This window comes from Pseudomonas cavernae, from assembly GCF_003595175.1.
Classification (GTDB): domain Bacteria; phylum Pseudomonadota; class Gammaproteobacteria; order Pseudomonadales; family Pseudomonadaceae; genus Aquipseudomonas; species Aquipseudomonas cavernae.
This window is the reverse complement of record NZ_CP032419.1, coordinates 1,846,482-1,861,334: the sequence shown is the minus strand read 5'-3', so window position 1 is coordinate 1,861,334 and position 14,853 is coordinate 1,846,482. Positions and strand designations below refer to the sequence as shown.

13 protein-coding genes are annotated in these 14,853 nt (G+C 66.1%); all 13 read right to left on the bottom strand.

All coding sequences use genetic code 11. The annotated features are described in order from the left end of the window. Positions 1–229 precede the first annotated feature (229 nt). Positions 230–1,468: an OprD family porin gene (locus tag D3880_RS08600; RefSeq protein ID WP_119895702.1), complete on the bottom strand. Its 1,239-nt coding sequence runs from the start codon at positions 1,466–1,468 to the stop codon at positions 230–232. Between the two features lie 258 nt (positions 1,469–1,726). Then, positions 1,727–2,947, bottom strand: a complete 1,221-nt coding sequence (locus tag D3880_RS08595; RefSeq protein WP_119893054.1) for a benzoate/H(+) symporter BenE family transporter — start codon at positions 2,945–2,947, stop codon at positions 1,727–1,729. 248 nt (positions 2,948–3,195) lie between these two features. Continuing rightward, positions 3,196–4,134, bottom strand: coding sequence for a catechol 1,2-dioxygenase (gene catA / locus D3880_RS08590; RefSeq protein WP_119893053.1), 939 nt, complete (start codon positions 4,132–4,134; stop codon positions 3,196–3,198). Positions 4,135–4,163: 29 nt separating this feature from the next. Next, complete coding sequence (gene catC / locus D3880_RS08585; protein WP_119893052.1) at positions 4,164–4,454, bottom strand: muconolactone Delta-isomerase; 291 nt, start codon at positions 4,452–4,454, stop codon at positions 4,164–4,166. 31 nt (positions 4,455–4,485) lie between these two features. Beyond that, entirely contained in the window at positions 4,486–5,607 is a 1,122-nt protein-coding gene (locus D3880_RS08580) for a muconate cycloisomerase family protein (RefSeq protein WP_119893051.1), read from the bottom strand. Positions 5,608–5,764: 157 nt separating this feature from the next. Continuing rightward, on the bottom strand, positions 5,765–7,105 hold the full coding sequence (locus D3880_RS08575) for an MFS transporter (protein ID WP_119893050.1): 1,341 nt from the start codon (positions 7,103–7,105) through the stop codon (positions 5,765–5,767). Between the two features lie 137 nt (positions 7,106–7,242). Continuing rightward, positions 7,243–8,019 (bottom strand): 1,6-dihydroxycyclohexa-2,4-diene-1-carboxylate dehydrogenase, encoded by a 777-nt coding sequence (locus D3880_RS08570; RefSeq protein ID WP_119893049.1) that lies wholly within the window; start codon positions 8,017–8,019, stop codon positions 7,243–7,245. A gap of 173 nt (positions 8,020–8,192) precedes the next feature. After that, the gene (gene benC, locus D3880_RS08565) at positions 8,193–9,206 is read right to left on the bottom strand and encodes a benzoate 1,2-dioxygenase electron transfer component BenC (protein ID WP_119893048.1); all 1,014 of its coding nucleotides are present in this window, start codon (positions 9,204–9,206) and stop codon (positions 8,193–8,195) included. Positions 9,207–9,263: 57 nt separating this feature from the next. Then, positions 9,264–9,752 (bottom strand): benzoate 1,2-dioxygenase small subunit, encoded by a 489-nt coding sequence (gene benB, locus D3880_RS08560; protein WP_119893047.1) that lies wholly within the window; start codon positions 9,750–9,752, stop codon positions 9,264–9,266. Next, positions 9,749–11,107, bottom strand: a complete 1,359-nt coding sequence (gene benA, locus D3880_RS08555) for a benzoate 1,2-dioxygenase large subunit (protein ID WP_119893046.1) — start codon at positions 11,105–11,107, stop codon at positions 9,749–9,751. The genes benB and benA overlap by 4 nt, the downstream gene beginning before the upstream one ends. A gap of 238 nt (positions 11,108–11,345) precedes the next feature. Further along, complete coding sequence (locus D3880_RS08550) at positions 11,346–12,302, bottom strand: AraC family transcriptional regulator (protein ID WP_119893045.1); 957 nt, start codon at positions 12,300–12,302, stop codon at positions 11,346–11,348. 242 nt (positions 12,303–12,544) lie between these two features. Continuing rightward, positions 12,545–13,387, bottom strand: coding sequence for an IclR family transcriptional regulator domain-containing protein (locus D3880_RS08545; RefSeq protein WP_119893044.1), 843 nt, complete (start codon positions 13,385–13,387; stop codon positions 12,545–12,547). Positions 13,388–13,886: 499 nt separating this feature from the next. Next, positions 13,887–14,843: an AEC family transporter gene (locus tag D3880_RS08540; RefSeq protein ID WP_119893043.1), complete on the bottom strand. Its 957-nt coding sequence runs from the start codon at positions 14,841–14,843 to the stop codon at positions 13,887–13,889. Between the last annotated feature and the right edge of the window lie 10 nt (positions 14,844–14,853).

Sequence of the window (14,853 nt, the reverse complement as noted above, 5' to 3'; positions counted from 1 at the left end):
GCGCCGGCGGCGCCACCTCGAGCGGTTCGCCCCTCACCTCGACGGGCACCTCCAGCACTCTGACCGGCTGGAGGTGATAGAGCAGGCCGGCCAGCAGCAGGCCCAGCAGCACCCCGGCGAGCAGCACGCCCTGCCCCGCCTGCTGCCAGGCCAGGCTCAGCACCCCCAGCCCGGCCAGGCCCTGCAGCAGGGCGGCCCAATGCCTTCGCGTCATGGTCGTTCTCCTTGTTCAGAACAGCGCCCAGGTGTAGGTGAAGATCAGGCGGTTCTCGTCGATGTCACTGCGGTAGTTGGAACGCGCGGTGACGTTGCGCACGCGCACCCCCAGCCCTTTCAAGGCGCCGCTCTGCACCGCGTAGCCGATGTCGAGGTCACGCTCGCGGTCCTTGCCCTCGAAGCCCTTGCCGGTGTCGACGTTGTCACCGGTGATGTAGCGCAGGGTGGTGGTCAGGCCAGGCAGGCCGATGGCGCTGAAGTCGTAGTCGTAGCGCGCCTGCCAGGAACGTTCGTCGGCGAAGGCGAACTCGTAGGTCGGCACCTCGTTGCCCAACGGGCTGATGTTGGCGAACACGCGCGGGAAGGAGCTGTCGCCGTAGATCGCCTGGTAGCCGACGTAGAAGGTATGACCGCCACGCTTGGCCGACAGCAGCGAGTAGAACGCCTGGTTGTCGATCTTGCCCAGCAACTGGTCGCCATCTTCCTTGGCGTCGAAGTAGCCGAGGTTGGCGCCGAGCACCCAGTCGCCGAGCGGCTGGCTGTGCTTGAGGCCGAGGAAGCCCTGGTGGTAGATGTCCTCCAGCTGGCCGTACCAGAGGCTGGCGCTGGTGCGCTTTTCATTGAAGGCGTAGTCGCCGCCGGCGTAGTTGAAGGCGTCGCTGTCGGCCCGGCGCTGCGGCAGGTGGCCGAGCATGGCGATCATCTTCTCGTCGCCGGCCTCGTTGCGCAGGCTGGTGGAGTTCAGGTGGCCGCCCTGCAGGGTCAGCCCGGCGATCTCGCTGGAGCTGACGGCGACGCCCTGGTAGCTCGGCGGCAGCAGGCGGATGTCGCTGAAGGTCAGCACCGGCAGGTTCGGCTGCAGTTCGCCGACCTTGAGTTCGGTGTTCGACAGCTTGGCCTTGAAGGTCGCGCCGAGGCGGCTGTATTCGTCGGCGGCGCGGCCATCGTCCTTGACCGGCAGCAGGCCGGTGTTGACGCGGTCGGGGCTGCTGTCGAGCTTGATGCCGAGCAGGCCGATGGCATCGACGCCGAAGCCGACCACCCCCGGCGTGTAGCCGGACTTGAAGTTGAGGATGAAGCCCTGGGCCCACTCCTCCGCCCTCGACTGCTGGTTGGCGCCGACCATGTCCGAATAGTCGCGACTGAAGTAGTAGTTGCGCGCCTGCAAGGTCGCGCTGGAACCCTCGATGAAGCCTTCGCCCGCCACTGCCGGAAGGTGGAACATACCGACCGCCAGACCGCTGGAAGCCATGACACGGGTGATGCACGCATTGCTTTTTTTCATGTCGTCGCTCTTGTTTTTATAGGGACAAAACTTCCCCGACGGCGGAATCTGGCGTCGCCGCAGTGCACGCGTCGGGGTGTGTAACTCCCCTCTCCCGCTTGTGGGAGAGGGGTTGGGGGAGAGGGTGGCCGGCAGCCCGAAGTTGCCTGCCTTTCCCTCTCCCCAGCCCTCTCCCATGAATGGGAGAGGGGGTGGTTCTGCGAACTCCCAAGCCTCGGCGTTCGCCTACCTACTCACGCCCTCCTTTGCCGCCGTCGGCCACTGCTGTTTCGCCGCTCTGGACAGCCGCGCCCGCAGCAGCACATGCGCGAGCAACCCGAACACCAAGCCCCAGAACGCCGCCGACAGCCCGAGAAAGGACACGCCTGAGGCGGTGACCAGGAAGGTGAACAGCCCGGCGTCACGCTCGGCCGGTTGCGCCGCGCTGCGCGCCAACGCCTCGCTGATCGCACCGAACAGCGCCAGGCCGGCCAGCGCGGCGATCAGCTCGGCGGGAAAGGCGGCGAACAGCGACACCAGGGTCGCGCCGCCGATGCCGAACGCCAGGTACAGCACGCTGCCGGACAGCGCGGCGACGTAGCGCTTGCTCGGGTCTTCATGGGCTTCGCGGCCGGTGCACAGGCTGGCGGTGACCGCCGCCAGGTTCAGCCCGTGGCAGCCGAACGGCGCCAGCAGCGCACTGCCCAGCGCGCTGGCGCTGACGATGGGGCTGGCCGGCGTCTGGTAACCGGCGTTGCGCAGCACCGCCATGCCCGGCATGAACTGCCCGGTGAGCGCCACCAGCACCAGCGGCAGGGCCAGGTTGAGGGTGGCGTGCAGGCTGAACTCGGGCATCACCCACTGCGGCGTGGCCAGACCGAACACCAGCGCCTCGCCACGGAACTCGCCGCCGAGCACGGTAACCAGCACGCCGACCAGCAGCACCGCCATCACCGCGTAACGCGGGTTGAAGCGGCGCATCGCCACATAAGCGACGAACATCGCCAGCACCAGCAGCGGCTTGGCCGGCAGCGCGCGGAACAGCGCGGCGCCGAAGCTGAACAGGATGCCGGCCTGCATGCCGGCGGCGATGGAGCCCGGCAGACGCGCGATGATGCGGTCGAAGGCACCGCTGACGCCGATCAGCAGGAGGATCAGGCTGGCCACCAGGTAGGCGCCGATCGCCTGGTTCAGGCCGATCTCCGGCAGCAGCGAGACCAGCAGCGCCGAGCCGGGAATCGACCAGGCGATCACCACCGGCACGCGGTAGCGCAGGCTGAGGACCAGGCCGAGCACGCCGCTGCCGATGGAGATCGCCCAGATCCAGGACGACAGCATCTCCTGCGGCAGATGGGCGCTGTCCGCCGCCTGGAAGATGATCACCAGCGGCCCGGCGTAGGAGATCAGCGTGGCGATCAGCCCGGCGACCAGGGCGGACAGGGAGAAATCGCTGAACAAGGTTTTCATGTCACCTCGCGCAAGACGCATCAGGCCAGCCGTGACGCGCGGTCCGGTTCGCTCTTGTTATGGGGAAGGCGGATGCTCTCAACTGGCCTCGGCCTTAAGCTCCCCTCTCCCATTCATGGGAGAGGGGCCGGGGGAGAGGGCAGCCGACAGCACGGAGCTGCCTGCCCTACCCTCTCCCTAGCCCTCTCCCGTAAACGGGAGAGGGGACGGACGTGCGGGAGCCGGCAGCTCCGTGCTCACCTTCCTCCTCACGCCTCCTGCAACGCCCGCGGACGCTGGCTGCGCTGTTCGGCGGCGGCCACCGGCGCGCTTTGCAGTTGGAAGCTGAACTCCAGCTCGGCGAAGCGCCCGCTCACTCCGCGCGCCTGGGCCGCCGCGGCGTCCTCGACGAATTTCACCTCGCCGACCAGGCCATCGCGGGTGGCATAGGCGAAGTCGTCCCACAGGTACTGGTCGCCCGACAGGTTGATCTGCGTGGTCAGGTGACGGTGACCCGGCGCGGAGATGAAGAAGTGGATGTGCGCCGGACGCTGGCCATGACGGCCGAGCAGGTCCAGGCACTCCTGGGTCGGGCCGTCCGGCGAGCAGCCGTAACCGCTCGGCACGATGCTGCGCGCGCGATAGCGGCCTTCGGCGTCGGTGACGATGCGCCGGCGCAGGTTGTACTCGGACTGGCTCTGGTCGAAGAACGAGTAGTTGCCCTGGGTGTTGGCGTGCCACAGATCGACGGTGGCGCCGGCCAGCGGCTGGCCCTGCGGGTCGAACACCTGGCCCTGGAGGAACATCAGCGTGGCGACGCCCTCCTCGCTGCCGTCATCCAGGCGCGCTTCGCCCTGACAGATCGGCGCGCCGGCCACGTACAGCGGGCCCTCGATGGTGCGCGGGGTGCCGCCGGTGAGGCCGGACTGGGCGTCCTTGGCGTCCTGCAGCAAGTCGATAAAGTGCTCGATACCCAGACCGGCGACCAGCAGGCCGGCTTCGTTGCGACCACCGAGGCGGTTCAGGTAGTCGACCGCCTTCCAGAATTCGTCGTCAGTGATCTGCAGGTCTTCGATGATCTTCGCGCTGTCGCCCAGGATGCGCAGGATGATCTGCTTCAGGCGCGGGCTGCCCTGGTCGTTGCCGAAGCCGGCGGCTTCTTCGAAGAACTTCTGGAGTTCGGCAGTCTGGGAAATCTTCACGGTCATGATCGGTACCTCTTGTTCTTGGGATGGTTTCAGCGGTCGTCGCTGTGGATCGACGAGGGATGGCGGCACAGGCCGTCGACCTCGATGTCCATGTAGGGGAACAGCGGCAGCTGCAGCAGGGTGTCGTGCAGCGCCTCCACGCTGGGCAGGTCGAACACGCTGTAGTTGGCGTAGTGCCCGGCGATGCGCCACAGGTGGCGCCAGCTGCCCTCGCGTTGCAGGCGCTGGGCCAGTTCCTTCTCGTCGGCCTTGAGCTGCGCGGCCTTGGCCGGGTCCATGTCGAGCGGCAACTTCACGGTCATCTTCACGTGGAACAGCATGGGGTTCTCTCCTCCGTTCTGTTTTGTTCTGTTATCGGCGGGCGAAGCGCGCCAGGCGCTCTTCGTCGAGGCTCAGGCCGAGGCCCGGGGTGCGCGGCACGTGCAGCGCGAAGTCGCGGTAGACCGGCGGCTCGCTGACGATTTCCTCGGTGAGCAACAGCGGGCCGAACAGCTCGGTGGCCCAGGTCAACTGCTTGAGGGTGATGAAGGCATGGGCCGAGGCCAGGGTGCCGATCGCGCCTTCGAGCATGGTCCCGCCGTACAGGGCGATGCCGGCCGCCTCGGCGATCTGTGCGGTGCGCAGCACGGCGCGCGGGCCGCCGTTCTTGGCGATCTTCAGGGCGAAGATCGAGGCCGCGCCGTCGGCGGCCAGGCTGAAGGCGTCCTCCACCGACTCGATGGATTCGTCGGCCATGATCGGCGCCGGGCTGCGCTGGTTGAGGCGCACCTGGCCGGCGCGGTTGATCCGCGAAATCGGCTGCTCGATCAGGTCGATGCCGTTGTCGCCGAGCACCTGGCAGGCGCGCAGCGCCTGGGATTCGTCCCAGTACTGGTTGACGTCGACGCGCACGCTGGCGCGCTCGCCGAGGGCCTTCTTGATCGCGATGACGTGGGCCAGGTCGTGGCTGACCGGGTTGGCGCCGATCTTCAGCTTGAAGATGCGGTGGCGGCGGCAGTCGAGCATCTGCTCGGCCTCGGCGATGTCCCGCGCGGTGTCGCCGGAGGCCAGGGTCCAGGCCACTTCCAGGCTGTCGCGCACGCGCCCGCCGAGCAGTTCGCTGACCGGCAGGCCGAGGCGCTTGCCCTGGGCGTCGAGCAACGCGCTCTCGACCCCGGACTTGGCGAAGGTGTTGCCCTTGATCACCTTGTCCAGGCGCAGCATGGCGGCGTTGATGTTGGCCGCGTCCTGGCCGACCAGCAGCGGCGCGAAGTGCGCATCGAGGTTGGTCTTGATGCTCTCCGGGCTCTCGTTGCCGTAGGCCAGACCGCCGATGGTGGTCGATTCGCCGATGCCCTCGACGCCGTCCGAGCAGCGCAGGCGGATGATCACCAGGGTCTGGTTCTGCATGGTGTGCATCGCCAGCTTGTGCGGGCGGATGGTCGGCAGGTCGACGATGGTCGCCGACAGGCTTTCGATCAGGACTTGGCTCATTGTGTTCTTCCAGTTGTTCAGTAACTCCCCTCTCCCGCTTGCGGGAGAGGGGCCGGGGGAGAGGGTGGCAGGCAGCTACGAGTCGCCGGCCCTACCCTCTCCCTAGCCCTCTCCCGCACGCGGGAGAGGGAACAAAGCGCTCCTGCGCCGCATCAGCTCAGGCCTTGGCCGCCATCAGCGGCGCAGTCACCGCCTGGCTGCGGCGCTCGTTGAGGCTGTACACCAGCATGGCGAGGGCGGCGGCGACGCCGGGGACGGCGAAGGCCATGAAGTTGAGTTGCAGCGGCAGGTTGATGCCCATCAGCGCGCCGCCCAGCAGCGGGCCGACGATGGCGCCGTTGCGGCCGATGCCCGAAGCCCAGCCGAGGCCGGTGGAGCGGATCGACAGGCCGTAGAGCTGCGCGGCACCGGCGTAGAGGAGGATCTGCGTGCCGATGGTGGTAGCGCCGGCGACGAAGATCAGCAGGTAGAGCACCGGCATCGGGCTGTTCACGCCGAGCAGGCTGATCGACGCGGCGGCGGCGACGAAGAAGCCGACCATCACCTTGATCAGGTTGAAGCGGTCGCCCAGCCAGCCGCCGAAGATGGCGCCGAACATGCCGCCGAAGTTCAGCGCGAGCAGGAACGACAGGCTCGAACCCAGGCTGTAGCCGGCGTTGGCCATCAGTTTCGGCAGCCAGGAGCTGAGCGCGTAGACCATCAGCAGGCAGCAGAAGAAGGCCACCCAGATCGACAGGGTGCGCACCGCGCGACCATCGCGGAACAGCTCCAGCACGGCGACACCCTTGCCCTTGGTTTCGCTCATCTCCAGCACGTCGTCGGCCTGCAGCGCACGGCTGTCATCGACGCGATTGAGGATGGCGCGGGCCTGCGCGGACCGCCCCTGGCGCACCAGGAAGCCGACCGACTCGGGCAGGAAGTAGAGGATCAGCGGCAACAGCAGCAGCGGCACGGCGGCGGCGAAGAACATCGCCTCCCAGCCGAAGCGCGGCAGCATGTAGATGCCCACGCCGGCGGACAGCATGCCGCCCAGCGAGTAGCCGCTGAACATGATGGCGACCAGGGTGCTGCGCAGTTTCTTCGGCGCGTATTCGTTCATCAACGCCACCGCATTGGGCATCAGGCCGCCGCAGCCGAGGCCGGCGAGGAAGCGGCAAATGCCGAACTCGGTGGGGTTGCTGGCGAAGCCGTTGATGATGGTGGCGCCGGAAAACAGCGCGAAGCAGATGGCGATGCCCTTCTTGCGGCCGATCTTGTCGGCCAGGCTGCCGAACGCCAGGGCGCCGAACATCATGCCGAACAGCGCGTAGCTACCGAGGGCGCCGGCCTGCAGCGGGGTCATGCCCCACTCCTTCATCAGCACCGGCAGGACCACGCCGTAGATGAACAGGTCATAGCCGTCGAAGATCAGCAGCAGTGCGCACCAGCACATCACCATCCAGTGGAAACGGCTGAAGCGCGCGTTGTCGATGACCTCGTGTACGTCGATTTTTCGCATGGCATCTGTCTCTCTTTTGTTTTTGTTGTGAAACCGCATAAACCGGAATTCCGTAGGATGGGTTGAGCCATAGGCGATACCCATCGCCGCGGTGTTGATGGGTATCGCTGCGCTCAACCCATCCTACGAATCGCCACTCATCCCAGATCGCCACCACCTACGGGAAGGGTCACGCCGGTGATGTAGGAGGCTTCGTCGGAAGCCAGGAACAGGATCGCGCCGACCTGCTCGTCGATGCTGCCGTAGCGCTTCATCAGGCTGCTGGACAGGGTTTGGTCAACGATCTGCTGGTACCAGACCTGCTCCTCGGCGCTCTGCTCGGCAACGTTGCGCGGGATGCGCCGGGGTGGCGCTTCGGTACCGCCCGGCGCGGTGGCGTTGACGCGGATGCCGCGCTCGGCGTTCTCGAACGCCAGGCAGGCGGTCAGCGCGTTGACGCCGCCCTTGGCCGCGCCGTAGGGCACGCGATTGAGGCTGCGGGTGGCGATCGAGGAGACGTTGACGATGGCGCCGCCGCCCTGCGCCAGCATGTGCGGCAGCGCGGCGTGGCAGCACCACAGGGTGGGGAACAGCGAACGACGCACTTCGGCCTCGATCTCCTGTTCGCGGTAGTGCTCGAACGGCTTGGCCCAGATGGTCCCGCCGACATTGTTGATCAGGATGTCCAGACGGCCGAAGCCCTTCACCGCCGCGGCCATGACGCGCTCGCAGTCGGCGTATTGCTCGAGATCGGCGGTCAGGGTCAGGACCTTGCCGTCGTGTGCTCGCGCGTCCAGCAGTTCGTGGACCAGTTCGGAGCGGTCCACCGCCACCACCTGCGCGCCTTCGGCGAGCAGCCGCTCGGCGACGCGGCGACCGATGCCTTGGGCGGCGCCGGTGACCAGGGCGACCTTGCTTTCGAATCTCATGTTCATCGCAGCCTCGAAAAAAATGGGCCGGCCAATACACGGCCCAGAGGGACTCACGCTTAAACCGCTTTTGGCTCCCTCTCCCGCTTGCAGGAGAGGGTTGGGGAGAGGGCAAGGCTTGTGCCGCTACCCTTCCCTCTCCCCCGGCCCCTCTCCCATAAATGGGCGAGGGGAGAAAATCAGGCCGCGCTGGCCGCGAACTTCTCGTAGTAGAAATTCGCAGGCGCGATGCCCTGCTCGCGGATGTACTGGCTGACCGCCTCGACCATCGGCGGCGGGCCGCACAGGTAGACGTCGACGTCGCCGTCATTCAGGTGCTTGGGCGCGATGTGCTGGGTGACGTAGCCCTTCTGCGGATAGCTGCTGTCCGGGTTGGCCACGCAGGCGCTGAAGGTGAAGTTGGGGATGCGCGCGGCGAAGGCCTCGAGCCTGTCCACCTCCACCAGGTCGAAGTCGTTGGTCACGCCGTAGATCAGGTGCAGCGGGTGTTCGCTGCCCTGCTCGGCGATCTTCTCGAGCATCGCGGTGAACGGCGCCAGACCGGTGCCGCCGGCGAGCAGCAGCAGCGGGCGCTTGATCTCGCGCAGGTAGAAGCTGCCCAGCGGGCCGGCCAGGGTCATGGCGTCGCCGGCCTTGGCCAGGCCGCTGAGGAAGCTGCTCATCAGCCCGCCCGGCACGTTGCGGATCAGGAAGCTGACTTCGCCGTCCTTCTGCAGCGAGCTGAACGAATAGGCGCGGCTCTGCTCGCTGCCCGGCACCTTGAGGTTGACGTACTGACCCGGCAGGAACGCCAGCTGGGAAAGCGACTCATCCTGGATCGACAGCGCGATGGTGCTGTCGGACAGCTGCCGCACCGCGCTGATGCTGGCCTCGAAGCTGGCCTGCTGGGTCTTGCACACATCCGACGACGCCGGCACGCGCACCACGCAGTCGCTCTGCGCACGCATCTGGCAGGTCAGCACATAGCCCTGCTCCGCCTCTTCCTCGCTCAGCGCATCCTCGATGTAGTCCTGGCCGAGGTCGTAACGGCCGGCTTCGGCGAAGCACTTGCAGGTGCCGCAGGCGCCGTCACGGCAGTCCAGCGGGATGTTGATGCCCTGGCGGTAGGCGGCGTCGGCGACGGTTTCGCCAGCGGCGGCGTCGATGAAACGGGTAACGCCGTCTTCGAAATTCAGTGCGATCTTGTGACTCATGGTGCACCTCGGTAAAAACGCGACATGAAGCTACTGCGCTGGGTCATGCCGTGTTTTTCAGATGTGGTAGATGTCGATGACTTGGCGGACATAGTCGTTCTTGAGAACCACCTTCTTGGCCTTGATCAGCGGGCTGTCGCCGCGCACATCGAGGGTGTAGAAGCTGGTGCCGAAGTAACTGTCGACGGTCTTGTAGCGGAAGCTCAGCGTGTGCCAGTTGAAGCGCACCTGGCACAGGCCGTCGGCGGCTTCGAGCAGCTCGATGTTGCTGATGTTGTGCGAGGTGCGGGTGTCCGGCATGGTCGCGCTGGAGCGCTCGGTCTTGATGCGGAACACGCGGTCTTCCAGGCCGCCACGGTTGCCGTACCAGATCAGCGAGATTTCCGTCTGCGGGTCTTCGGTGAGGGTGTCGTTGTCATCCCAGGACGGCATCCAGAAGGTGGCATCGGCGGCGTACAGCTCCAGCCAGCTGTCCCACTCGCTGTCATCCAGGTAGCGCGCTTCGCGGTAGAGGAAGTCGCGCACGGCGTCGTAAGAGATGCTCATTGCACGGCCTCCACGGGGATCAGTTGCGCTTCGCTGGCGGCGGCCTTGAGCATGGTCTGCTGCCAGTACTGGTGCTGCAGCACGAACAGACCCTCGTCCTCGGTACGCACGCCGGAGAGGTGCGGGTGCAGGTCGATTTCCTGCGCCGCCTCGTCGGCACCTTCCACCCAGTGGGCGGCGCCGCGCGACATGTCGTTCCAGCCGCGGCTGCCCTGGTAGCCGAGCTGGCAGGAACGGAATTCCTCCAGGTCGTCCGGGGTGGCCATGCCGCTGACGTTGAAGAAGTCCTCGTACTGGCGGATGCGCTTGGCCCGGGCCTCGGCGCTCTCGCCCTTGGGTGCGATGCAGTAGATGGTGATCTCGGTCTTGTCGACGGCGATCGGCCGGGCGATGCGGATCTGCGAGCTGAACTGGTCCATCAGGTAGACGTTCGGGTACAGGCACAGGTTGCGCGAGTTCTCGATCATCCAGTCGGCGCGGGCCTGGCCGAAGTCGCGGGCCAGTTCGTCGCGGCGCTCATAGGCCGGACGGTCCTCGGGGTTGGCCCAGCGGGTCCAAAGCAACAGGTGGCCGTGGTCGAAGGAGTAGAAACCACCGCCGTTCTTGGCCCAGCTGCCGGCGCTCATGGTCTTGATCTCTTCGCCGGCCTCGCGCTGCTTGCGCTGGTTCTGGGTGGCGGCGTAGTTCCAGTGCACCGAGCTGACGTGGTAGCCGTCGGCGCCGTTCTCGGCGGTCAGCTTCCAGTTGCCCTCGTAGATGTAGGAGGACGAGCCGCGCAGCACTTCCAGGCCTTCCGGCGACTGGTCGACGATCATGTCGATGATCTTCGCCGACTCGCCGAGGTGCTCGACCAGCGGCTTCACGTCGGCATTCAGACTGCCGAACAGGAAGCCGCGGTAGGACTCGAAACGGGCGACGCGGGTCAGGTCATGCGAGCCTTCGCAGTTGAAGCTCGACGGGTAGCCGGCTTCGGCCGGGTCCTTGACCTTGAGCAGCTTGCCGCTGTTGTTGAAGGTCCAGCCGTGGAACGGGCAGGTGTAGGACGACTTGTTGCCGGACTTGTGCCGGCACAGCTGCGCGCCGCGGTGGCTGCAGGCGTTGAGGAAGGCATTCAGCTCGCCGTCCTTGTTGCGCGCGATGAAGATCGACTGCCGGCCCATCATGGTGGTCAGGTAGTCGTTCTTGTTGGGAATTTGGCTTTCGTGAGCGAGGTAGACCCAGTTGCCCTCAAAGATGTGCTTCATCTCGAGTTCGAACAGACGCGGGTCGGTGAACATCTCCCGCTTGCAGCGGTAGACGCCCTTCTCCTTATCTTCCTCAAGCAGGGAATGCAGGAAATCAGATCCCAGGGACATGGCCAGGGCCTCCGTTGTTATTGTTCAGTCGAGGCTCAGGTTATGGCTGGGAATGCGGTGGCAATATCCGCTTTGTGCAGATCGCTATCCGTTTTGTGCAGTGCGGTGGCAATCGTCAGGGAAGACCTGTAGGAGCGAATTCATTCGCGAAGGACGCCGACGGCGCTGCCGGACCGGATCGCGAATGAATTCGCTCCTACAAGGGAACCCGTGGGCGCGCACGGATGTGCGGGGTGGATCAACCGCGGCGCTTGAGGGTATCGGACGGCAGCTCGCCGAACTGCAGGCGGTAGCTTTCGGAGAAGCGCCCGAGGTGCAGGAAGCCGTAGTCCAGCGCCAGCTCGGTGATATTGCGCACGCTGCAGCTCGGGTCGCCGAGACAGGCGCGCACGCGCTCGAGTTTTTTCTGACGGATGTAGTGCTTGGGTGTAGTGCCGACGTGGCGCTCGAACAGCGCGTAGAGCGAGCGCAGGCTCATGCTCGCCTGCTGAGCGAGGAATTCGCTGCAGATGTCCTGCTTCAGGTTGTGCTCGATGTAGTCGAGGATGCGCTCGAAGCTCGCGGCCTGCCCGCTCAGACTTTCGCGGCTGACATTGGTCTTCATCAGGGTCAGCAGCTTGCTGCCGACGATTTGCGCGTAGTGCTCCTGCACGCGCGGCAGCGGCACGCCACTTTCTGCTTCCTGGCAGACCATGGCGAGCAGGCCGGTGAAGCCCTCGAGCTCCTGCAGCTGGTAGCGATTCTCCAGGAAGCGCACGCCCTGCCCCGGCCGCTGCCAGCGCTGCTCGTCGCAGATGGACTCGAGCAGCGCGGTGGGCAGCTTGAGGATGAACTTCTCGCAGTCGTCCGAGTAGGTCAGGTCGACCGGATCGTCCGGGTTGATCAGCAGCAGCTCGCCTGGCGCGAAATAGTGCTCCTGCTTGTAGCCGCGCCACAGGCAATGACCGCGCAGCAAAATCTGCAGGTGGTAGATGGTTTCCAGCGCCGGCGAGGTGACGCGCACCGCGCCGCCGTAGCTGATGCGGCAGAGGTCGAGGCTGGCGAACTGGCGATGGCTGAGACTGGCCTGTGGGTGACCGACCGCGGGCAAGCGGATGCCATGCGCTCCAACGTGTTGGTTCACGTAGTCGGACACCGCATAGGGATCGGCGCGCTCGAACACGCTACTGCGTTCGCTCAGCAGGCGACTATCCATCGGCAAGGCACTCTTGTAGTTATGGTCGGCAACGACGTCACGCCCAGGGCACGCGTCGCGGCTCATCACGCTTCGATCTTATGTGACTAATAGCTCGGCTGAAGATGAACGAGATAAACGGTCACCCAGCAGCCGGCTTCGGGTAGGCGGCCCGAGCCGCTCGCACACTACGGAGCAAGCCTTGGCAGAAGCAATTCGACCTTGGCATCAGCGTTCGATCAGCGCACACATTTGCGTCCGGTTCAGGTGAACAGCCGCGTGCTCAGCTCCCGGCTGGCCTCCAGCAGCACCGGCAGGAAGCGGCTTTCCAGCTCCTGACGGCCGACTCGCCCGGCATGGGTGCCGACGTTCAGCGCCGCCAGCACTTGGCCGGCGGAATCGCGCACCGGCACCGCCACCGAACGCAGGCCGACCTCCAGCTCCTGATCGATGATCACCCAGCCCTGGCGACGGATCTCGGCAATGCTTGCACGCAGGCCCTCCGGGGTATGCACGGTGCGGCTGGTCTTCACCTGCAGGTCGGCATGGGCGAGGTAATCCTCCAGCGCGGCATCGTCCAGCGCGGCCAGGAGGATGCGGCCCATCGAGGTGCAGTAGGCCGGCAGGCGGCTGCCGACGCTGAGGTCCACCGAGATCAGCCGCTGCGGCGTCGCCGAACGGGCGATGTAGAGGATCTCGTCGCCCTCCAGGGTGGCCATCGAGCAGGCCTCGTGCAGCTGCTCGCTGAGACGGTCGAGGATCGGCTGGGCGGTGACCGCCAGCGGCGTCGACGACAGGTAGGCGTGACCGAGGGTCAGCACCTTGGGCAGCAGCGAGTAGGTGCGCCCGTCGGTGGTGACGTAGCCGAGCTTCATCAGCGTGTGCAGGCAGCGGCGCACGGCGGCGCGGGGAATCTCGGTGCGGTGGCTGATCTGGGCGATGGTCAGGTGGCGCTTGCGCTCCTGGAACGCATGGATCACCGCCAGGCCGCGCGCCAGCGAGGTCATGAAGTTGGGGTCGCCGGTGAAGGCCTCAATGCGCTTGGCCGGCGAGGCGATGATCGGCGGGGCCAGGGGCACGGGGTTAAGGCGCTGCTCTTCGCTCATTGTTGTGGTGTTCCTGTGGCGTGGAAACGGCAAATCTCGACCGATTATCGAACCGAAGTTCGATAATCGCAATTGACCTCACCGCGGCAGGGTTCTACCGTGGCGCGGCCTGCGGCATCCCGCACAACGGGCATTGCACTCATGGTGCAACGCCTGACAAGTCACTGGTCAGGTACTCGCGGCATGCCCGGCGCGGCTTCGCCCACAAGGCGAAACCGCACTCCCCCTCTCAGGTGCCAGACACTCCGGCGCGCTATCCGCGCGTGCGGGGCCTGGTTTTATTGCCCACCCCTACGCCATACGTGCGGGGCTGGTTATCTTCGTAGCCCGGATGCAATCCGGGAATGACCATGCCGCGATCACCCCGGACTGCATCCGGACTACAGGTCGTAGGTTGGCGTTGAGCGAAGCGATACCCAACGAGCGGCAGTTCGGGTCGCGATGGGGTTTCGGCATGGGCCGTGGGCGGACAGATGGGTATCGCTGCGCTCAACCCATCCTACGGCCGCGGGTGACACGCCGAACCGTCAGTGCAGCCCCCAATAAACACACTGATGCTCAGAAACGACAGCACCGTGCTCGCCACCAGCGCGGCGGCGCAGCGGCCTTCCAGGCCGTAGCGCTGGCCGATGATCGGGTAGATGCTCATCATCGGCGCGCTGGCGAACAGCACCGCGGCGACGCGCAGGGCCGGGTCCTGCACCGGTAGCACCAGCAGACACAACAGTACCGCCAGCGGGTGCAGCAACAGCTTGCCGATACTCAGCTGCGCGACATCGGCGAACAGACCGCCGACCTTGAGGCCATCGAGATTGCCACCGATGACGAACAGCGCCACCGGCGCCGAGGCCATCGCCAGCATCTCGATGGCCTTGCGCGGCACCGCCGGCAGGCGGATTTCCAGCAGCGACAGGAGCAGGCCGAGGCTGATGGCGATGATGATCGGGTTGCGCGCCAGGCGCTTGAAGGTGCCCAGCAGCGCCCGGCCGACACCCGCGCCACGCTGGTCGCCGGCTTCCGCCAGGGCCAGGGCCATCGGCAGCATCAGCAGATTCTCCACCATCATGCCCAGCGCCAGGCCCACCGCCGCGGTCGGGCCGAGCACCATGGCGACTATCGGGTAGCCGATGAAGCCGCTGTTCGACATCGACATGCCCAGGCCGCTGAGCGCGCTGCCGCTCAGGCTGTCCTTGCGCACCCAGCGCGAGAAGGCGAAGCCCAGCCAGAACACCGCCAGCGAGGCGAGGCCGTAGGCCAGCAGATAGTTGCGGTCGAACACCTGATGCAGCGGGCGTTCGGTCAGCGCCTTGATCACCAGCGCCGGCAGCGCCAGGCTGATGACGAACTTGCCCATCCCGGCGATCTGCTCGCGGCTGACCATGCCGGCGCGCGACGAGATGAAGCCAATGGCGATGAGGACGAAGATCGGCGCGGTGATGCTGAGAATCTGCAGCATGGCAGTCGGG